The sequence below is a fragment of the Pseudomonas sp. NY11955 genome, assembly GCF_048068035.1.
In the GTDB taxonomy this organism is placed as follows: domain Bacteria; phylum Pseudomonadota; class Gammaproteobacteria; order Pseudomonadales; family Pseudomonadaceae; genus Aquipseudomonas.
Genome location: NZ_JBLUPS010000001.1, coordinates 498,745 through 516,691, shown reverse-complemented (window position 1 = coordinate 516,691; position 17,947 = coordinate 498,745). Strand labels below are relative to the sequence as shown.

Genomic DNA, 17,947 nt, shown 5'->3' with positions numbered 1-17,947 from the left:
CCATGATCCGATTCGAACAGGTTGCCAAGCGCTATCCCAATGGTCATGTGGGTTTGCATGAGCTGAGTTTCCGGGCGCGCCGGGGCGAGTTCCTGTTCGTCACCGGGCACTCGGGCGCTGGCAAGAGCACCTTGCTGCGCCTGCTGCTGGCCATGGAACGCCCGACCAGCGGTAAGCTGATGCTGGCCGGGCAGGACCTGGGCCAGATCAGCAACGCGCAAATTCCGTTCCTGCGCCGGCAAATCGGCGTGGTGTTCCAGAACCACCAGCTGTTGTTCGACCGCACGGTGTTCAACAACATTGCCTTGCCACTGCAGATTCTCGGCCTGTCCAAAGCCGAGATCGCCAAGCGCGTGGACTCGGCCCTGGAGCGTGTATCGCTGGCCGACAAGGGCGAGCTGTTCCCGGCCGACCTGTCCACCGGGCAACAGCAGCGGGTAGGTATCGCCCGTGCCATCGTCCACCAGCCGGCGCTGCTGCTGGCCGACGAACCCACCGGTAACCTCGACCCGCGCCTGGCTGCAGAGATCATGGGCGTGTTCGAGGACATCAACCGCCTGGGCACCACGGTATTGATCGCCAGCCATGACCTGGCACTGATTGCGCGCATGCGCCACCGCATGCTGACCTTGCAGCGCGGCCGCTTGATCGGCGATGGGGAGGCCGGGCAATGAGCACTACACGTACGCCGAAGGTTTCCGAGCGGGTTGCACCGAAACCGGCCGACCCGCAACCGGCGAAGAAAAAGCGCGGTGAAGACGATGATGGCCCGGACTTCCGCACGCTGCTGCATGCCTGGCTGGAAAGCCATCGTGCCAGCATGGCCGACAGCCTGCGCCGGCTGGGCAAGCAGCCGATCGGCAGCTTCTTCACCTGCCTGGTGATGGCGGTGGCGCTGAGCATGCCCATGGGCCTGTCGTTGCTGCTGAAGAACGTCGAGCAGCTTGGCGGTTCGTGGCAGCGCGCTGCGCAGATTTCGTTGTACCTCAAGCTTGATGCCGGCAGCCGCGATGGCGAAGCGCTGCGCGACGAGATCAAGGGCATGCCTGGCGTGGCGGACGCGCAGTATGTCAGCCGCGAGCAGGCGCTGGAGGAGTTCCAGCAGCAGTCGGGCCTGGGCGAGGCCTTGCGCGAACTGCCTGACAACCCACTGCCTGGCGTGGTGGTGGTGACCCCGACCGAAGTCGACAAGCCGGCCCTGGACGCTTTGCGTCAGCGCCTGTCGGAGCTGCCGCGGGTGGAGGTGGCGCAACTGGACCTGGTGTGGGTCGAGCGCCTGGCAGCCATCCTCAAGTTGGGTGACCGCTTTGTCTTCGGCCTGGCCGTGATGCTGATTTCTGCCCTGCTGTTAGTAATCGGTAACACAATTCGTCTACACATTGAAAACCGCCGTATCGAGATCGAAGTGATCAAGCTGGTCGGCGGCACGGACGCCTACGTGCGTCGGCCTTTCCTGTACATGGGCGCCTTGTATGGCCTGGGTGCGGGGCTGCTGGCGTGGGGCATCCTGGCGTTTGGCCTGAACTGGCTGAACGAGGCGGTTGTAGGGCTTTCCGGCCTTTATGGCAGTGATTTCGCACTGGGTGGGGTGCCGGCGTCCGATGGTCTGTCGCTCTTGATTGGAGCAGTGTTGTTGGGGTATATCGGTGCATGGATCGCAGTCGCCCGCCATTTGAACGAGCTGGCGCCGCGATAGTTTTTACGTGCCAGCATTGACATTTTCTTCACTACGGAACTTGTACCGTCGTTCCAGGTCAATGTTGGCAGCGCCCACAAGGCGCGAGTTTTGTAAGTCGGAGGTTCTTAATGACCACATCGTTGCAACCTGCCTATGCCCTGGTGCCCGGTGCAAACCTGGAAGCCTATGTGCACACGGTCAACAGCATCCCGCTGCTGACGGTCGAGCAGGAGCGTGATCTGGGCGAGCGTCTCTATTATGAGCAGGATGTCGAGGCCGCTCGTCAAATGGTGATGGCCCACCTGCGTTTCGTCGTACATATCGCCCGTAGCTATGCCGGCTACGGGTTGGCCCAGGCCGACCTGATTCAGGAAGGCAACGTTGGCCTGATGAAAGCCGTCAAGCGCTTCAACCCGGAAATGGGCGTGCGCCTGGTGTCGTTCGCCGTGCACTGGATCAAGGCAGAGATCCACGAGTTCATCCTGCGCAACTGGCGCATCGTCAAGGTGGCTACCACCAAGGCCCAGCGCAAGCTGTTCTTCAACCTGCGTAGCCAGAAGAAGCGCCTGGCCTGGCTGAACAACGACGAAGTGCATCGCGTGGCGGAAAGCCTTGGCGTCGAGCCGCGTGAAGTGCGCGAGATGGAAAGCCGCCTCAGCGGCCAGGACATGGCCTTCGACCCGGCAGCGGAAGCTGACGACGACAGCGCGTTCCAGTCGCCTGCGCATTACCTGGAAGACCACCGTTACGACCCGGCGGTGCAACTGGAGGATGCCGACTGGAGCGACAACTCCACCAGCAACCTGCATGAAGCGCTGCAAGGTCTGGACGAGCGTAGCCGCGATATTCTCTACCAGCGCTGGTTGGCGGAAGAGAAGGCCACGTTGCATGAGCTGGCAGACAAGTACAGCGTATCGGCTGAGCGAATTCGCCAGCTGGAGAAAAATGCGATGAACAAGGTCAAGGCGCTGATCGCTGTCTGATCGAGCTTGGCTGCATTGAAAAGCCGCTGGCCCGGGTAGGGCGAGCGGCTTTTTTATTGGCGTGGGCGTTGCCGGCCTCTTCGCAGCACAAGGCTGCTCCTACAGGGTACCGCGTTGCCTGTAGGAGCAGCCTTGTGCTGCGAAGAGGCCAGAAAAACCAGCAAAAAACTCAAAGCTTGCGCGAAGTGTCGAGCTGCATTAGGTAGCTGGGCCCGCCCAACTGGCTCATCTGGCGCCTGATCCAGCCCGCCCGGCTTGCCACATAGGCGCTCGGCCTGCTGGCACTCCACTTGATCGGGCTAGGCAGCACCGCCGCCAGTTGTGCCGCCTGCTGGCGACTAAGCCGGCTGGCATCGACGCCAAAGTGATAACGCGCCGCCGCCTGGGCACCAAACACGCCTTTGCCCCACTCCGCGCTGTTCAGGTAGACCTCGAGAATCCGCTCTTTCGACCAGAACAGCTCGATCAGCGCAGTGAACCAGGCCTCCAGCCCTTTACGAAACCAGCTGCGCCCAGACCACAGGAACAGGTTCTTGGCCACCTGCTGGGTAAGGGTGCTGGCACCGCGCACGCTGCCGCCGCGCTCGTTGTAAGCCAGTGCCGCCTGGATGGCCGGGATGTCGAACCCCCAATGGCTGGCGAACTTCTGGTCCTCGCCGGCAATGACGGCAACCTTCAGCTCATCGGAGATGTTCTCCCATGGCTCCCAGTCGCGTTGCAGGTCGATTGGCTCGCCGCTGACCCACGACTGCACCTTGCGCTCGACCATCAGCGCCGTGCCGGGTGGTGGCACCCAGCGGAACACCAGCACCAGCACGATGCTGCCGGCAGCGAACCAGAGCAGGGCGCGGGAGAGGCGACGGATAAGGGTTGGCAGCATGGCGATGGCTTGGCCGTACGGGTGGAAGGGGCCATTATACAGACCCGATACAAGGAGTCGTCCCATGCTTCGCAGCTTCCTGATGCTTGCCGCCTTTTTCGGCTTTACCGGGGTCGCCCTGGGCGCCTTCGCCGCCCATGGCCTGAAAAACCGGCTAACGGCCGACTACCTGGCCATCTTCCATACCGGCGTGACCTACCAGTTGGTGCATGCCCTGGCGATCTTCGGCGTTGCCGTGCTTTCTGCACACCTGCCGGGGCGCCTGGTGGGTTGGGCCGGCGGCCTGTTCGCCCTAGGCATCGTGCTGTTCTCCGGCAGCCTGTACCTGTTGACCCTCAGCGGCCTGGGCAAGCTGGGCATCATCACCCCAATGGGTGGTTTGTGCTTCCTCGCCGGCTGGCTGTGCCTGGGCCTGGCAGCCTGGCGGCTGGGCTGACCGACCGGTCCACAATCGCGACTAATGGCGTGCACCGCCCTTGGGTTGCAGGGCGGTTCGGCGCTAGAATGCGGGCCCCAAAGAACAATGGTGGCCGTGCGCATGCGCATTCAACTGAACGGTGAACCTTACGAACTGCCTGCTGGCGAAAGCGTTGCAGCCCTGCTGGCGCGCCTGGAGCTGACCGGGCGCCGTGTGGCAGTGGAACTGAACCTGGATATCGTGCCGCGCAGCCAGCACGACAGCACGCTGCTGAACGACGGCGACCAGGTCGAAGTGGTCCACGCCATCGGTGGCGGCTAGCAGCAGCCCGGCGGTTCACAAGCAAGCCCTGCAACCTTTTCCCGAGGAACAACGATGAGCAACGTTCGTAGCGACAAGCCCTTCACCCTGGCCGGGCGTACTTTCCAGTCGCGCCTGCTGGTCGGCACCGGCAAGTACCGTGACATGGAAGAAACCCGCCTGGCCACCGAGGCTTCGGGTGCCGAAATCGTCACCGTCGCCGTGCGCCGTACCAACCTGGGCCAGAATGCGGGCGAGCCGAACCTGCTCGATGTACTGTCGCCCGACAAGTACACCATCTTGCCGAACACCGCCGGCTGCTTCGACGCGGTGGAAGCGGTACGTACTTGCCGCCTGGCCCGCGAACTGCTGGATGGGCGCAAGTCGCACGAATCCCGGACACTGGTAAAGCTGGAAGTGCTGGCCGACCAGAAAACCCTGTTCCCCAACGTGATCGAAACCCTCAAGGCCGCCGAAGTGCTGGTCAAGGAAGGTTTCGACGTTATGGTCTACACCAGCGACGACCCGATCATCGCCCGTCAGCTGGCTGAAGCCGGCTGCATCGCGGTCATGCCGCTGGCTGGCCTGATTGGTACCGGCTTGGGTATCTGCAACCCCTACAACCTGCAGATCATCCTGGAAGAGTCCAAGGTGCCGGTGCTGGTCGATGCCGGCGTGGGCACCGCTTCCGATGCCACCATCGCCATGGAAATGGGGTGCGAGGCCGTGCTGATGAACTCGGCCATTGCCCACGCCCAGCAGCCGGTGCTGATGGCCGAAGCCATGAAGCACGCCATCGTCGCCGGTCGCCTGGCCTACCTGGCCGGCCGTATGCCGAAGAAACTCTATGCCAGCGCCTCTTCGCCGCTGGATGGTCTGATCAAGTAAGAGCAACTGATGACTGAATCGCACGATACGCCGATCACCCCCGACGGCGAAGCCCGCCCACACCGCCGCATCAAGAGCTTCGTGATGCGTGCCGGGCGCATGACCGAAGGCCAGCAACGCGGCCTGGACCAGGGCGGCCCGCTGTACATCCTGCCGTTGGCCGACAGCCCGGTGGACTACGACCAGGTATTCGGCCGGTCGGCGCCGCGCACCCTGGAGATCGGCTTCGGCATGGGTCATTCCCTGCTGGAGATGGCCGCTGCCGCGCCTGAGCAGGACTTCATCGGTGTGGAAGTGCACCGTCCGGGTGTAGGCGCGCTGCTCAACGGCGTGCTGACCCAGGGCCTGAAGAACCTGCGGGTGTATGACTGCGATGCCATCGAAGTGCTGAACCGCTGCGTGGCGGACAACAGCCTCGATCGCCTGATGCTGTTCTTCCCCGACCCTTGGCACAAGGCGCGCCACCACAAGCGCCGCATCGTCCAGCTGGAGTTTGCCGAGCTGGTACGGCGCAAGCTCAAGCCCGGTGGCGTATTCCATATGGCGACCGACTGGGAACCGTATGCCGAGTACATGCTGGAAGTGATGAGTGCTGCCCCCGGCTACCGCAACCGTGCGGCCGATGGTACCTATGTGCCACGCCCGGAAGAGCGCCCGATCACCAAGTTCGAACGCCGCGGCGAGCGGCTGGGACATGGGGTGTGGGATCTGAAGTTCGAGAAGGTGGATTGATTGGCTGAGTCAGCCTTTCGATGCACTGGTGCTTGCGGATATGCAGGCGAAAAAAAACCGCTCTGAGAAGAGCGGTTTTTTTTTGAGCGGTAGGACTGAGTATCCGTCGCTCAGGACTTCACTGAAAACTCACACGGTTCACGGATCATAGGTAGGCGTAGATGCCGCGTCAATGCCCGGAAATTTTTAGCATCATGTGTGTCGGAGTGGTTAACAGTCTTGATCGGAGAATGCGAGTACCATCGCGCTGCTCCCGTTTAAGGGTATTCAGTGATGGGCCGGGTAGGAGATGAATTCTGCTTTTCGGCCCCTTCGACGCGGCTTGAGAACCGTGCCGGTGATGCTTTCGAAGGGCCATCAACCTGGCCACTTCACTGAAGACTTACACGGTTTTCGAAGGCATCGAAGCGCCGGTTAGATGCTGGAAGACTGGCCCGCCAATACGGAGGCCAAGGCATATGAAGCGTTTGCTTGATGCGCTGAGCCGCGCCTGGAAGCTTGTCCGGATCTTGATAGTGCTCAAGACTGTTCGGGACTTCATGCGTGACCACTTCGATGATGCCCGTTAAGGGCTAGTCAGGTGGTAGGGCTGCCCTGGTATCCCGGGGCAGCTTTTAGCCATTTCTACCCTCGGCGATCAGCCACCACGCCAATCAACACCAGCACCACCAGCAACACCGGTGCCAGCGCATAGTTGTTGAACTGGCTCAGCCCCTTCACCACCCACGGTGTGGCGTAGATCAGCGCTGCACCGCTGCCGATCATCACCATCAACGCCATGAACGGCACGCGCAGGGCGCCCGCCAGGCCGCCCAGGCGTTGCTCGGCCCAGGCTTTGACATCGGTGCCGAACAGCACCAGCAGGCAGCCTACCAAGGCCAGTGAAATCTCCGACAGGTTGCTGCGGCTCCAGCGGGAAACCGTCGCAAGCAGATCAAGTACCAGATCCATGGGTCATCCTTAGGTCAAGAAATACTGCAGCAGGTCATTGAGGAACAACTGGCCCCTTGGCGTGGCCACCAGTCGATCCGGTTCGACCCGCAAAAGGCCTTTTTGTTCGGCGGCGCGGCGTGCCTCGCGCAGTTGTTCCAGCGGCAAGCCAGTGCGCTGGGTGAACAGCTCGGCCTCCACGCCATCGGTGAGCCGCAGGGCGTTCATCAGGAACTCGAACGGCAGCTCGTCAACCGGCAACAGCTTCTCGCCGGCCTTGAACGGCTTGGCCAGGTTCAGGTAATCCTTGGGCAGACGGGTCTTCCAGGTCCGCAGGATGCGTCCGTCGGCGAAGGTCAGCTTGCCGTGGGCGCCAGCGCCGATGCCGATGAAGTCGCCGAAGCGCCAGTAGTTGAGGTTGTGGCGGGCAGCGCGACCTGCCTGGGCATAGGCTGATACCTCGTACTGGCGGTAACCGTGCTCGGCCATCAGCGCCTGGCCGGCCTCCTGGATGTCCCAGAGGATGTCGTCTTCGGGCAGCTCTGGCGGCTGGTTCCAGAACACCGTGTTTGGTTCCACGGTCAGCTGGTACCACGACAGGTGCGTCGGCTCCAGATCTATGGCCTGGCGCAGATCACTGAGCGCATCGTCCAGCGACTGGTCGGGCAGGCCGTGCATCAGGTCCATGTTGAAGTTATCGAAGCCGGCTGCGCGCGCCATGCCGGCGGCCCGCACCGCTTCGTCGCCGTTGTGGATTCGCCCCAGCGCCTGCAGCTTGGCCGGTTGAAAGCTCTGCACGCCGATGGACAGGCGGTTGATGCCGGTTTGCCGATAGGCCTTGAACTTGTCCTGCTCGAAAGTGCCCGGGTTGGCCTCCAGGGTAATTTCGATGTCTGGCGCGAACGGGATGCGCTGCTCCACGCCGCGCAGCAGCCGGCCGAGGGCGTTGGCACTGAACAGGCTGGGCGTGCCGCCACCGAAGAAGATCGAGCTAATCGGGCGGCCTTGCACGGCGGCCAGTTCCTGGTCGAGGTCGTCCAGCAGGGCTGTGACGTAGGCGTCTTCCGGCAGCTCAGGCCCGGCAGCGTGGGAGTTGAAGTCGCAGTAAGGGCATTTGCGTACACACCACGGGATGTGGATGTACAGCGCCAGCGGCGGCAGGCTGGTGAAGCGCACCGCGCCGGGAGTGGACAGCGTTGCGATCATGCCAGGCCCAGACGTTGGCGCAGCAGGGCCATGGCACGGGCGCGGTGGCTGAGCTGGTTCTTGTCTGCCGGAGCCAGGTCGGCGCTGGAGCAGCTGCGCTCCGGTACCCAGAACAGCGGGTCGTAGCCAAAGCCATGCTCGCCGCTGGCTTCAAAGAGGATGCTGCCGTGCCACAGGCCTTCGCACAGGATCGGCAGCGGGTCGTCGGCGTGGCGTACCAAAGCCAGTACGCAGACGAACTGCGCGCCGCGCTCGGCTTCAGGCACGTCTTTCAAGGCTTCGAGCAGCTTGGCGTTGTTCGCCGCGTCACCCTTGCCATCGGCATAGCGCGCCGAGTAGATGCCCGGCGCGCCGCCGAGGAAGTCCACCGCCAGGCCGGAGTCGTCGGCCAGGGCCGGTAGGCCGGAAATACGGGCGGCGTTGCGCGCCTTGAGAATGGCGTTCTCGACGAACGACAGGCCGGTTTCTTCCGGCTCGACCTGGCTGAACTCACCAATCGAGCGCAGTTGCACGGACTGGCCGAGCATGGCCTGGAGTTCCTTGAGTTTGCCGGCGTTGTGGCTGGCCAATACGAGTTGCTGGAAATTCATTATTCGCCTGGGAAAACTTCCTGGTTGAAGCTGAGGGAGTTGCTGATCCCGCCGGTTTCGATGTTCAGGTCGAAGGTGACGGTTTCGGGCTGGTCGATCTTGAATTGGGCGACGTAGTACACCGCGCCCTGTTCGGTGATTTGCTTGAACGACAGAGGGTTGCTGCGCCCCGTCAGGTCCTTGACCGTGCCGCTGACCAGCGCTGGAGTGGGCTTGTCGGCCTTGAGCACAGCGATGTTGAGCACGCCCTGGTTCTTGCTGCGAACCAGGCCGGTGGCTGCGGCCACCTCGGGTGTGAGCATGCTCGAAGTGAATGCGCTGTAGTGCACCGTCACGTCGCCAAACACTTCCTTGCGCTCGGGGCGGGCGGCATCGGCAGCCAGTACCGGCAGGGCCAGGCACAGGCTGATCAGGAACAGGGCTAGGCGACGCATGGGGCGATTCCTCCGGTGGGCGTCAGACCGCGAGCTGGTGCTCTTGCAAGCTCGGGCTGCTGACGCGGTAGATGCCGATCTCACCTAGAAGATTAGGCCAAAGCCGGCCACCCCACCCGTTGCGATGCAAGTGGTCGACCGCCAGGCGGTCAAGCACCTTGGCCCGTCGTTCGTGCACCAGTTCTTCGAAGTCGGCGAAGGTGCAGAAGTGGATGTTCGGCGTGTTGTACCAGGTGTACGGCATGAAGTCCGAGACCGGCATGCGGCCTTTGGTCGCCAGGTACCAGCGGCAGCGCCAGTGGCCGAAGTTGGGGAAGGTAATGATGCACTGGCGGCCCACGCGCAGCATCTCGTCGAGGATGCGGTCGGGGTACTCCACGGCCTGCAGGGCCTGGGTCATGATTACCACGTCGAAGCTGTTGCTGGCGAAGTTGCCAAGGCCTTTGTCCAGGTCCTGCTCGATGACGTTGACGCCTTTGGCCACGCAGGCGGCGATGTTGTCGGCGTCGATCTCCAGGCCATAGCCGGTGACCTGTTTGCGGTCACGCAGCGAGGCCAGCAGTTCGCCGCTGCCGCAGCCCAGGTCGAGTACCCGGCTGCCGGCGGGGATCCAGTCGTGGATGATTTCCAGATCGGCTCTCATGCTGTCCTCAGATGGCAATGCGGTTCATGTAGTTCGAGAAACCCTGCATGTAGCGAGGTGTGGGGATCAGGAAGGCATCGTGCCCGTAAGGGGAGTCGATCTCCAGGTAGCAGACGTTCTTGCGCGCGGCCATCAGCGCGTCGACGATCTCGCGTGAACGGGCTGGGGAGAAGCGCCAGTCGGTGGTGAACGACATGATGCAGTAGTCCGCCGTGACGTGGGCCAGCGTGGCGGCCAGGTCACCCCCCTGGCTGGCGGCTGGGTCGAAGTAGTCCAGCGCCTTGGTCATCAGCAGGTAGGTATTGGCGTCGAAACGGCCGGAAAACTCCTCGCCCTGATAGCGCAGGTAGCTTTCGACCTGGAACTCGACGCTGTGGAAGTCATAGTTGAGCTTGTCGCTTTTCAGCTCGCGGCCGAATTTTTCACCCATCGAGTCGTCGGACAGGTAGGTGATGTGGCCGACCATGCGTGCCAGCATCAGGCCGCGCTTGGGGATCACGCCTTGGTCCTGGAACGAGCCGCCGTGGAACTCAGGGTCGGTGAGAATCGCCTGGCGTGCCACCTCGTTGAAGGCGATGTTCTGCGCCGACAGCTTGGGTGCCGAAGCGATGTCGACGCAGTGGCGCACGCGCTCGGGGTAGCTGATGGTCCATTGCAGTGCCTGCATGCCGCCCAGGCTGCCGCCGACGACAGCGGCCCATTGCTGGATGCCCAGGCGTTCGCCCAGGCGCACCTGGCTGTGCACCCAGTCCTCCACGGTCAATACCGGGAAATCGGCGCCATAGGGCTTGCCGGTGGCCGGGTTGACGCTGCTGGGGCCGGTGCTGCCGTTGCAGCCGCCGAGGTTGTTCAGGCTGACCACGAAGAAGCGGTTGGTATCGATTGGCTTGCCTGGGCCGATGCAGCTGTCCCACCAGCCCGGCTTGCGGTCGGTGGCGGCATGATAGCCAGCGGCATGGTGGTGGCCGGAAAGGGCATGGCAGATCAGCACGGCGTTGCTCGCGCTGGCGTTCAGGGTGCCATAGGTCTCGTAGACCAGTTCGTAACTGGCCAGGGAACGGCCACAGGCCAGGGCCAGCGGTTCATCGAACCGGGCGGTTTGCGGTACTACCAGACCGACGGAATCTTCGGGAAAGACAGTGGACATCGACCCTGCTCACGCTTGACGGAGGCGTAAGTCTAAAGAGCGCTACCCCCAGCGGCAAGCAAAGGCTTGCCGCTGGGGGTAACCAGGGTCAGATCATGCGCCACAGTTCCTGTGGCATGCCGGCGTAGGCGGCCAGTGGGGGCATGACGAACGACTGGATCACCTGGATCGCCAGGAAGGCGAAGATCGGCGAGATATCCATGCCGCCCAGGTTGGGCACCAGGCGGCGGAACGGTGCCAGCACCGGTTCGCTGATCTGGTAGGCCAGCTCGGCTGCCGGGTTGTGGCTGTTGGGGGCGACCCAGGAAACGATCACCATCACGATCATCGCCACCCAGAAGATCTTCAGGAACAGCGAGGTGATACCGATGATCGCCCACATCAGCAGGTGCAGGATGTCACCGAAGGTGCCGTAGGTGACCATCAGCACAAAGCCCATCAGCAGCGCCTGGATGACGATTGCCAGCAGCAGCGACGAGGTGTCCAGCCCACCGACACTGGGGATAACCCGGCGGATCGGCTTGAGCAGCGGCTGAGTGGCACGCACCGCGAACTGGCACAGTGGGTTGTAGAAGTTGGCCTTGACCAGTTGCAGCACGAAGCGCAGCAGCACGATCACCAGGTACAGGCTGACCAAGGTTTGCACCACGAAGATCGCGGCGCCGGACAGTGCATTCATCTAAAGCTCCTTATTTGCCCAATTGTTCGGCCAGCTCGGCGGAACGCGTGGCTGCAGCCTGCAGCGCCTGCTCGACGATGGCTTCGAAGCCGCTGGCCTGGAACGATTTGATCGCCGCTTCCGTGGTGCCGGCGGGCGAGGTGACGCGGCGGCGCAGTTCGGCGGCATCGACATCGCTGGCAACCGCCATGCGCGCGGCCCCCAGAGCGGTCTGCAAGGTTAGCTGGGAAGCGGTTTCGCGTGGCAGGCCGAGCTTTTCACCGGCGGCGGTCATGGCCTCGATCAGCAGGAAGAAGTAGGCCGGGCCGCTTCCGGACACCGCAGTCACGGCGTCCAGTTGCTGTTCCTGCTCCAGCCACAGGGCGGTGCCCACGGCCGACAGCAGTTGTTCGGCCTGCTGGCGCTGCTCGCCAGACACTTCGGCGGTGGCGTACAGGCCGCTCACGCCCTGGCGCAATAGTGCGGGGGTGTTGGGCATGCAGCGCACCACCGGGCGAGCGCCCACCCAGCTTTGCAGGCTGGCACAGGTGATGCCGGCGGCGATGGAAACGATCAGTTGGCCATCCCGCAGGTTGGGTTGCAGGGCCTGGCACACGGTTTTCATGACTTGTGGCTTGACCGCCAGCACGATGACGTCGGCGCCGTCGATGGCCTGGGCATTGTCCTCGAAGGTTTCGATGCCGTGCTCGGCCTGGATGCGGCCGCGGGTCTCGGCGCCCGGGTCGCTGGCGCGGATCTGCGAGGCGTCCAGGCCCTGGGCACGCAGACCGCCGATCAGGCTGGCGGCCATGTTGCCGGCGCCGATAAAGGCAATACGTGTCTTGCTCATGTCAGGTCCTTGTGGAAAAGAGTGAGTGAAGCATGAAATCAGGTGTTGCCGTAGTCGCGGGCACCGAACAGGGCGGTGCCGATGCGCACCCAGGTCGCACCCTGTGCAATCGCCGCTTCCAGGTCGTGGCTCATGCCCATGGACAGCGTGTCCAGGCCAAGGCCTTCCTGCAGCTTGCGCAAGCTGGCGAAAGCGGCCTCCTGGGCGACCCGGTCGTCGGTGGGTTCGGGGATTGCCATCAGCCCGCGCAGGCGCAGGTTGGGCAGTGCAGTCACTGCCTTGGCCAGGGCCGGCAGGTCGGCGGGGGCGCAGCCGGATTTGCTGTCTTCACCGCTGACGTTCACCTGCAGGCAGATGTTCAACGGTGCCAGCCCGGCAGGGCGCTGCTGCGACAAGCGTTGGGCGATTTTCAGGCGGTCCACGGAATGTACCCAGTCGAAATGCTCGGCGATGGCTTTGGTCTTGTTCGACTGAATGGGGCCGATGAAGTGCCAGATCAAGGGCAAGTCGCTGAGATCCTGCTGCTTTGTCAGCGCTTCCTGTAGGTAGTTTTCCCCAAAATCGCGCACGCCTGCGGCGTGGACCTCGCGGATGGCGCTGGCCGGCTTGGTCTTGCTCACGGCCAGCAACTGAACGCTGGCCGGATCGCGCCCGGCCGCCTGGGCGGCGCTGGCGATACGGGCGGAAATCGCGGAAAGGTTGTCTGCTAGGGTGGACATGGACGGATGCCGGCAACTGAAGGGTCTGCGGCATTCTACCTACTTGAAGGCCTTTGGGGAGTCTCATGGACGTGACTGACCTGTTGGCCCGGGCCGTGGATGCGGGGGCTTCGGACCTGCATCTGGCGGCGGGCCAGATACCGATGCTGCGATTGGATGGCGAGTTGCAGTGCATGGGCTTGCCGCCTTTGGGGGCGGATGCCTTGATCGAAGGCATGGCTACCCTGCTGGATGACGAGCAGCGCCGACAGTGGGCCCAGGGCGATGAACTGGACCTGGCGCTGGAGTTGCCTGCGCTTGGGCGTTTTCGTCTGAACTTGTTTCGCCAGTTGAATGGCCCCGCTGTGGCTTTTCGGTTGATTCAGGGGCGTATCGCCACGCTGGATGAGCTTGACCTGGCAGGTGTGTTTCAAGCTGTTGCTCAATGCCGTGATGGCCTGATTCTGGTGGGTGGGCCGACCGGCAGTGGCAAGTCCAGCACCCTGGCCACGCTGTTAGACCAGCTGAACCGCGCGCGGGCGCTGCACATCATTACCCTGGAAGACCCCGTCGAGGTTATCCACAGCAGCCAGCGCAGCCTGGTCAACCAGCGTGAGGTGGGTCGGCATAGTCGCGGCTTTGCTCAGGGGCTGAGCAGTGCGCTGCGCCAGGACCCGGATGTGATCATGATCGGCGAGTTGCGTGACCTGGAGACCATTCGCCTGGCACTGCGCGCGGCCGAAACCGGGCATCTGGTGCTGGCAACCGTGCACGCGCGTTCGGCGGCCGGCAGCATCGACAGGTTGGTGGAGGTGTTCGCTGCCGAGGAAAAGCTGTTGGTGCGGGCGATGCTGGCCGAGTCGCTGCGCCTGGTGGTCACGCAGGTGCTGGTCAGGCGCGTGGGCGGTGGGCGGGTGGCGGCGCGGGAAGTGCTGGTGGCGACGCCGGCGGTGCGCAATTTAGTTCGGGAGGGACGGATGGCGCAGTTGTGTTCGGTGATGCAGGCGGGAATGGCGCAGGGGATGCGGACGATGGAGGGGGCGATGCGGGGTTTGAAAGAGAAGGGGCTGATCAAAGACCTGTAGTGCTTGCACCGGCCCTTTCGCGGGCAAGCCCACTCCCACAGGGTCAGCACAGACTTCGAGGGCTGTGTTGTCTCTGTAGGAGCGGGCTAGCCCGCGAAGAGGCCGGACTTGCTTAACGCTTGGCCAGGCTCAGCTGCTGCTGTTCCTTCGGTAGCACGCGTTTGGCCACAACGTAGTGCTTCTGCCAGTAAGGCTTGCTCAGGGTGTCGATGCTCACCCGCTTGCCGCGCCGTGGCGCATGGATGAAGCGGTCGTTGCCCAGGTAGATGGCAACATGGTTCACCCGGCGGCTCTTGATGTTGAAGAAAATCAGGTCGCCAGGCTTCAGGTCACCCTTGGCCACCTTCACGCCGTGGCCCTGGGCCATGGCGTTGGAGGTGCGCGGCAGGTCGACATCGGCGACGTCGTTGAAGGCGTACTTGACCAGCCCGCTGCAGTCGAAGCCTTTTTTCGGGCTGCTGCCGCCCCAAACATAGGGGGTACCGAGCACATTCACCGCACGGCTGAGCACATCGCTGCTTTGCTTGGGCGACATGGCGGCGACCTGCACGCCGCGGCTGCTGGCGGCGTTGCTGGGGCGAGCGCGCAGCGCGGTCTGCTTGACCGGTGCGTGTTTCACCGAGGCGTTGGTGGTGTAGCCGGTGAAACCATTGGGAAGACGTTGCTCACGATTGGTGGCGTGGGCGGCCAGGGGCAATAATAGGCAGAGGGTCAGCCATGTCTTGATCAAAGGCGGCATAGATGAAGCTCTTATGAATAGTTATGTGTTGGGCGCGCAACTTTATAACAGCTTTTTGATCAATCTTTGATCCGTTGGTCGATTGCCCAGGTGCCGTACGTCGGCCTGCCACGAGAAAGTCACATTTTTTTTTAGAAAATTTTCGGATAACCCACAGGGGCTATGAATGAACAGTTATCAACAGGGGGCGCCCTTTCACGACACCCACAGCAAGACCATTGGCTACCTGCTGTGGATTTTCGGCTTTACCGGGTCCCACCGCTTCTACTACGGCAAGCCGATTACCGGGACCCTCTGGTTCTTCACCTTCGGCCTGCTGGGTATTGGTTGGTTGATCGACCTGTTCCTGATCCCGTCCATGGACCGTGAAGCCGACTTGCGGTTCCAGTCAGGACGTATCGACTACAACATCGCCTGGATCCTGCTGACCTTCCTTGGCGTGTTTGGCCTGCATCGGCTGTACCAGGGCAAGTGGATCACCGCGATCATCTACTTCTTTACCGGCGGGTTGTTCCTGGTGGGGGTGCTGTACGACTTCTGGACACTGAACAGCCAGGTTTCCGAGAGGAATGCGGGGCGGGGATAAGGTGGGCGGGGGCGCAACGCGCCCCAACCCAGGATTACTGACGGGTCTGCCGCTGTTGCAGCAACAGGTTGCTGAACCCAGCCCCGGCCAGCTGTTTCTGCGCGCCGGTCAGCTGCTCACGGTTGCTGAACGGCCCGACCAATACGCGGTACCAGGTTTCATCCTTGACCGTACCGGATTCCACCTTCACCGACTGGCCTAGCAGGATGATCTGCGCGCGCACCTTGTCGGCATCGGCCTGCTTGCGGAACGAACCGGCTTGCAGGAAGTACTGAGTGGTGGCTGCCGGCTTGATCACCGGTGGCGGCGGTGGCGGGGTCTGGCCAAGCAACGCTGCCTGGGCCCGCGCGGTGTCGATTTTTGCCGCTTCTGCTGGCGTCACCGGGGTGACCGGCTGGGCCGGCACCGGTGGCGTTTTCTCTGGTACGGCCTCTGGCGGCACGATCACCTCGGACTCCGGCAACAGGGTGTAGAAGTCGTACTTCGGCTTCACCGGCTGTTGCGGGGTGGCCTGCGCAGGCTTGCTGGCCTCGGACACCTTCTCCGGCTTCTGCTGCTCGGGCTTGGCGCGCTTGATGTCGTCGCCACCGGGTTCGAGCTTCATCAGGAACACGATGAACGCGCCAACGGTCAGGCCGACGGCCAGCCATACCCAGCCTGGAATCGGCTGCTTGGCCGGCGCCGTCTGGCGGCTGGCGCCGCGCTTTGGGGCAGGTTTTTTCTTGGCAGCCAACTTACATGCGCTCCAGGGTTTCCAGGCCGAGCAGCTCCAGACCTTGTTTGAGGGTGCGGCCAGTCAGGGCGGCCAGGCGCAGGCGGCTCTGCTGTTGCTCAGGGGTTTCGGCGGCGAGGATCGGGCAGTTCTCGTAGAAGCTGGAGAACAGGCCGGCCAGGTCGTACAGGTAGCTGCACAGGACGTGCGGCGTGCCTTTGTCGGCGACGTTGTTGAGGATTTCGCCAAACTGAGCCAGGCGCGCGGCCAGGTCCTGCTCGTGGGCAGCCTGCAGCACGATGTTGCCGTCGACTTCGTCGAAGCCCTTGCCCAGCTTGCGGAACACGCCGGCTACGCGGGTGTAGGCGTACAGCAGGTAAGGCGCGGTGTTGCCTTCGAAATTGAGCATTAGCTCGAAGTTGAAGCTGTAGTCGCTGGTACGGTGCTTGGACAGGTCGGCGTATTTCACCGCGCCAATACCCACCACTTCCCCGATGTGGCGCAGGTCGTCGTCGGCCAGGCTCGGGTTCTTCTCCTTGACCAGCGCGTAGGCACGCTCCTTGGCCTCGGTGAGCAGGTCGATCAGCTTCACGGTGCCGCCGTCACGGGTCTTGAACGGGCGGCCGTCGGCGCCGTTCATGGTGCCGAAGCCCATGTGCTCCATCTGCATCGGGTGGCCAACGAAGCCGGCGCGGCGGGCGACTTCGAACACTTGGTTGAAGTGCAGAGCCTGACGCTGGTCGACGAAGTACAACGCGCGGTCAGCCTTGAGCACGTTGCTGCGGTAGCGCACGGCGGCCAGGTCGGTGGTGGCATACAGGTAGCCGCCGTCGGCCTTCTGCACGATCACCGGCAGTGGCTCACCTTCGCTGTTCTTGAACTCTTCGAGGAATACGCACTGGGCGCCTTGGTCTTCGACCAGCAGGCCCTTGGCCTTGAGGTCGGCCACCACGTTGGCCAGGTCGTCGTTGTAGGCGCTTTCACCCATCACGTCGGCCATGGTCAGTTTGACGTTAAGCAGCTCGTAGGTCTTCTGGCAGTGCGACAGCGAGATGTCCTTGAAGCGTGTCCACAGGGCCAGGCACTCAGGGTCGCCGGCCTGCAGCTTGACCACCAGGCCACGGGCGCGGGTGGCGAACTCTTCCGACTCATCGAAGCGCTTTTTCGCCGCGCGGTAGAAGTTCTCCAGGTCCGACAGCTCGTCGCTGGTGATTGGGTTTTCCTGCAGATAGGCCATCAGCATACCGAACTGGGTGCCCCAGTCGCCGACGTGGTTCTGGCGAATGACGTTGTCGCCCAGGAACTCCAGCACGCGCGCAACGCTGTCGCCGATGATGGTCGAGCGCAGGTGGCCAACGTGCATTTCTTTGGCCAGGTTTGGCGCCGACATGTCGATGACGACTTTCTCGCTCGGGCCGGCCTTGCGCACGCCCAGGTGGGCGTCGGCCAGGGCGGCATCCAGGCGCTTGGCCAAAGCGTCGGTGTTCTGGAAGAAGTTCAGGAAGCCAGGGCCGGCGATCTCGACCTTGCTGATGTCGGCGCTGGCCGGCAGCGCGTTGATCAGTTTCTCGGCGAGGTCGCGTGGCTTCATGCCGGCCGGCTTGGCCAGCATCATGGCGATGTTGCTGGCGAAGTCGCCGTGGGTCTTGTCCCGGGCGTTTTCCACCTGGATCGCCGGCGACAGCCCTTCAGGCAGCACACCGTCGTTGACGAGTTGGGTGAGGGCTTGCTGGATCAGCTGGCGAATGGTGTCTTTCATGGGGATCTCTTTTCGACCGCAAGCGCGGTGA

22 protein-coding genes are annotated in these 17,947 nt (G+C 63.1%); 9 read left to right on the top strand and 13 right to left on the bottom strand.

What is annotated here, in order from left to right; genetic code table 11:
* Positions 1 to 2 precede the first annotated feature (2 nt).
* From ftsE to rpoH, 3 genes are all read left to right on the top strand, one after another.
* Positions 3 to 674, top strand: coding sequence for a cell division ATP-binding protein FtsE (gene ftsE / locus ACNFBR_RS02265; RefSeq protein WP_009684915.1), 672 nt, complete (start codon positions 3 to 5; stop codon positions 672 to 674).
* Positions 671 to 1,696 (top strand): permease-like cell division protein FtsX, encoded by a 1,026-nt coding sequence (gene ftsX, locus ACNFBR_RS02260; RefSeq protein ID WP_416733495.1) that lies wholly within the window; start codon positions 671 to 673, stop codon positions 1,694 to 1,696. The genes ftsE and ftsX overlap by 4 nt, the downstream gene beginning before the upstream one ends.
* A 110-nt stretch (positions 1,697 to 1,806) precedes the next feature.
* Positions 1,807 to 2,661, top strand: a complete 855-nt coding sequence (rpoH, locus tag ACNFBR_RS02255) for an RNA polymerase sigma factor RpoH (RefSeq protein ID WP_015272155.1) — start codon at positions 1,807 to 1,809, stop codon at positions 2,659 to 2,661.
* A 169-nt stretch (positions 2,662 to 2,830) separates the two neighbouring features.
* Here rpoH and mtgA read toward each other — a convergent pair whose 3' ends face one another.
* A complete protein-coding gene (mtgA, locus tag ACNFBR_RS02250) occupies positions 2,831 to 3,541 on the bottom strand; it encodes a monofunctional biosynthetic peptidoglycan transglycosylase (protein WP_416733614.1) in 711 nt (236 codons plus the stop codon).
* 64 nt (positions 3,542 to 3,605) lie between these two features.
* Here mtgA and ACNFBR_RS02245 point away from each other — a divergent pair, with 64 nt between their 5' ends.
* The 4 genes from ACNFBR_RS02245 to trmB all read left to right on the top strand — a co-directional run bounded on the left by ACNFBR_RS02245 (position 3,606) and on the right by trmB (position 5,879).
* Positions 3,606 to 3,977 (top strand): DUF423 domain-containing protein, encoded by a 372-nt coding sequence (locus ACNFBR_RS02245; RefSeq protein ID WP_416733494.1) that lies wholly within the window; start codon positions 3,606 to 3,608, stop codon positions 3,975 to 3,977.
* A 102-nt stretch (positions 3,978 to 4,079) separates the two neighbouring features.
* Entirely contained in the window at positions 4,080 to 4,280 is a 201-nt protein-coding gene (gene thiS / locus ACNFBR_RS02240; protein WP_003257817.1) for a sulfur carrier protein ThiS, read from the top strand.
* 54 nt (positions 4,281 to 4,334) lie between these two features.
* A complete protein-coding gene (locus tag ACNFBR_RS02235; protein WP_019097203.1) occupies positions 4,335 to 5,147 on the top strand; it encodes a thiazole synthase in 813 nt (270 codons plus the stop codon).
* A 9-nt stretch (positions 5,148 to 5,156) separates the two neighbouring features.
* Positions 5,157 to 5,879, top strand: coding sequence for a tRNA (guanosine(46)-N7)-methyltransferase TrmB (trmB, locus tag ACNFBR_RS02230; RefSeq protein WP_004575478.1), 723 nt, complete (start codon positions 5,157 to 5,159; stop codon positions 5,877 to 5,879).
* Positions 5,880 to 6,503: 624 nt separating this feature from the next.
* Here trmB and ACNFBR_RS02225 read toward each other — a convergent pair.
* The 9 genes from ACNFBR_RS02225 to ACNFBR_RS02185 form a co-directional block, all read right to left on the bottom strand.
* The gene (locus ACNFBR_RS02225) at positions 6,504 to 6,830 is read right to left on the bottom strand and encodes a DUF3392 domain-containing protein (RefSeq protein ID WP_003249095.1); all 327 of its coding nucleotides are present in this window, start codon (positions 6,828 to 6,830) and stop codon (positions 6,504 to 6,506) included.
* Between the two features lie 9 nt (positions 6,831 to 6,839).
* Positions 6,840 to 8,015 (bottom strand): radical SAM family heme chaperone HemW, encoded by a 1,176-nt coding sequence (hemW, locus tag ACNFBR_RS02220; protein WP_416733493.1) that lies wholly within the window; start codon positions 8,013 to 8,015, stop codon positions 6,840 to 6,842.
* A complete protein-coding gene (rdgB, locus tag ACNFBR_RS02215) occupies positions 8,012 to 8,605 on the bottom strand; it encodes an RdgB/HAM1 family non-canonical purine NTP pyrophosphatase (RefSeq protein WP_416733492.1) in 594 nt (197 codons plus the stop codon). The genes hemW and rdgB overlap by 4 nt, the downstream gene beginning before the upstream one ends.
* A complete protein-coding gene (locus ACNFBR_RS02210) occupies positions 8,605 to 9,039 on the bottom strand; it encodes a DUF4426 domain-containing protein (RefSeq protein WP_416733491.1) in 435 nt (144 codons plus the stop codon). The genes rdgB and ACNFBR_RS02210 overlap by 1 nt, the downstream gene beginning before the upstream one ends.
* Before the next feature lie 22 nt (positions 9,040 to 9,061).
* Positions 9,062 to 9,682, bottom strand: a complete 621-nt coding sequence (gene metW, locus ACNFBR_RS02205; RefSeq protein ID WP_012274650.1) for a methionine biosynthesis protein MetW — start codon at positions 9,680 to 9,682, stop codon at positions 9,062 to 9,064.
* A 7-nt stretch (positions 9,683 to 9,689) separates the two neighbouring features.
* Positions 9,690 to 10,829 (bottom strand): homoserine O-succinyltransferase MetX, encoded by a 1,140-nt coding sequence (gene metX / locus ACNFBR_RS02200; RefSeq protein ID WP_416733490.1) that lies wholly within the window; start codon positions 10,827 to 10,829, stop codon positions 9,690 to 9,692.
* Between the two features lie 88 nt (positions 10,830 to 10,917).
* Positions 10,918 to 11,508, bottom strand: coding sequence for a YggT family protein (locus ACNFBR_RS02195; RefSeq protein WP_012274648.1), 591 nt, complete (start codon positions 11,506 to 11,508; stop codon positions 10,918 to 10,920).
* A 10-nt stretch (positions 11,509 to 11,518) separates the two neighbouring features.
* Entirely contained in the window at positions 11,519 to 12,337 is an 819-nt protein-coding gene (gene proC / locus ACNFBR_RS02190) for a pyrroline-5-carboxylate reductase (RefSeq protein WP_416733489.1), read from the bottom strand.
* A gap of 38 nt (positions 12,338 to 12,375) precedes the next feature.
* Positions 12,376 to 13,056, bottom strand: a complete 681-nt coding sequence (locus ACNFBR_RS02185; protein ID WP_416733488.1) for a YggS family pyridoxal phosphate-dependent enzyme — start codon at positions 13,054 to 13,056, stop codon at positions 12,376 to 12,378.
* 65 nt (positions 13,057 to 13,121) lie between these two features.
* Between ACNFBR_RS02185 and ACNFBR_RS02180 the strand changes: the two genes are divergently transcribed.
* Complete coding sequence (locus tag ACNFBR_RS02180) at positions 13,122 to 14,120, top strand: type IV pilus twitching motility protein PilT (protein ID WP_416733487.1); 999 nt, start codon at positions 13,122 to 13,124, stop codon at positions 14,118 to 14,120.
* A gap of 112 nt (positions 14,121 to 14,232) precedes the next feature.
* On the opposite strand, the gene ACNFBR_RS02175 is transcribed toward ACNFBR_RS02180, so the two are convergent.
* Complete coding sequence (locus tag ACNFBR_RS02175) at positions 14,233 to 14,859, bottom strand: C40 family peptidase (RefSeq protein ID WP_416733486.1); 627 nt, start codon at positions 14,857 to 14,859, stop codon at positions 14,233 to 14,235.
* Between the two features lie 166 nt (positions 14,860 to 15,025).
* Here ACNFBR_RS02175 and ACNFBR_RS02170 point away from each other — a divergent pair, with 166 nt between their 5' ends.
* Positions 15,026 to 15,445, top strand: coding sequence for an NINE protein (locus ACNFBR_RS02170; RefSeq protein WP_416733485.1), 420 nt, complete (start codon positions 15,026 to 15,028; stop codon positions 15,443 to 15,445).
* Positions 15,446 to 15,479: 34 nt separating this feature from the next.
* Here the strand turns inward: ACNFBR_RS02170 and ACNFBR_RS02165 are convergent, their stop codons facing one another.
* The gene (locus tag ACNFBR_RS02165) at positions 15,480 to 16,178 is read right to left on the bottom strand and encodes an SPOR domain-containing protein (protein ID WP_416733484.1); all 699 of its coding nucleotides are present in this window, start codon (positions 16,176 to 16,178) and stop codon (positions 15,480 to 15,482) included.
* Between the two features lies 1 nt (position 16,179).
* A complete protein-coding gene (gene argS / locus ACNFBR_RS02160; protein WP_416733483.1) occupies positions 16,180 to 17,916 on the bottom strand; it encodes an arginine--tRNA ligase in 1,737 nt (578 codons plus the stop codon).
* Positions 17,917 to 17,947: the final 31 nt, after the last annotated feature.

Coding starts and splice junctions, on each gene's coding strand:
- thiS (WP_003257817.1), top strand. CDS start 4,080: ATGCGCATTCAACTGAACGGTGAACCTTACGAACTGCCTGCTGGCGAA.
- proC (WP_416733489.1), bottom strand. CDS start 12,337: ATGAGCAAGACACGTATTGCCTTTATCGGCGCCGGCAACATGGCCGCC.
- metX (WP_416733490.1), bottom strand. CDS start 10,829: ATGTCCACTGTCTTTCCCGAAGATTCCGTCGGTCTGGTAGTACCGCAA.
- hemW (WP_416733493.1), bottom strand. CDS start 8,015: ATGATCGCAACGCTGTCCACTCCCGGCGCGGTGCGCTTCACCAGCCTG.
- ACNFBR_RS02235 (WP_019097203.1), top strand. CDS start 4,335: ATGAGCAACGTTCGTAGCGACAAGCCCTTCACCCTGGCCGGGCGTACT.
- ftsE (WP_009684915.1), top strand. CDS start 3: ATGATCCGATTCGAACAGGTTGCCAAGCGCTATCCCAATGGTCATGTG.
- ACNFBR_RS02195 (WP_012274648.1), bottom strand. CDS start 11,508: ATGAATGCACTGTCCGGCGCCGCGATCTTCGTGGTGCAAACCTTGGTC.
- ACNFBR_RS02210 (WP_416733491.1), bottom strand. CDS start 9,039: ATGCGTCGCCTAGCCCTGTTCCTGATCAGCCTGTGCCTGGCCCTGCCG.
- argS (WP_416733483.1), bottom strand. CDS start 17,916: ATGAAAGACACCATTCGCCAGCTGATCCAGCAAGCCCTCACCCAACTC.
- ACNFBR_RS02170 (WP_416733485.1), top strand. CDS start 15,026: ATGAACAGTTATCAACAGGGGGCGCCCTTTCACGACACCCACAGCAAG.
- metW (WP_012274650.1), bottom strand. CDS start 9,682: ATGAGAGCCGATCTGGAAATCATCCACGACTGGATCCCCGCCGGCAGC.
- rdgB (WP_416733492.1), bottom strand. CDS start 8,605: ATGAATTTCCAGCAACTCGTATTGGCCAGCCACAACGCCGGCAAACTC.
- ACNFBR_RS02175 (WP_416733486.1), bottom strand. CDS start 14,859: ATGCCGCCTTTGATCAAGACATGGCTGACCCTCTGCCTATTATTGCCC.
- trmB (WP_004575478.1), top strand. CDS start 5,157: ATGACTGAATCGCACGATACGCCGATCACCCCCGACGGCGAAGCCCGC.
- ACNFBR_RS02180 (WP_416733487.1), top strand. CDS start 13,122: ATGGACGTGACTGACCTGTTGGCCCGGGCCGTGGATGCGGGGGCTTCG.
- mtgA (WP_416733614.1), bottom strand. CDS start 3,541: ATGCTGCCAACCCTTATCCGTCGCCTCTCCCGCGCCCTGCTCTGGTTC.
- ACNFBR_RS02245 (WP_416733494.1), top strand. CDS start 3,606: ATGCTTCGCAGCTTCCTGATGCTTGCCGCCTTTTTCGGCTTTACCGGG.
- ACNFBR_RS02225 (WP_003249095.1), bottom strand. CDS start 6,830: ATGGATCTGGTACTTGATCTGCTTGCGACGGTTTCCCGCTGGAGCCGC.
- ACNFBR_RS02185 (WP_416733488.1), bottom strand. CDS start 13,056: ATGTCCACCCTAGCAGACAACCTTTCCGCGATTTCCGCCCGTATCGCC.
- rpoH (WP_015272155.1), top strand. CDS start 1,807: ATGACCACATCGTTGCAACCTGCCTATGCCCTGGTGCCCGGTGCAAAC.
- ftsX (WP_416733495.1), top strand. CDS start 671: ATGAGCACTACACGTACGCCGAAGGTTTCCGAGCGGGTTGCACCGAAA.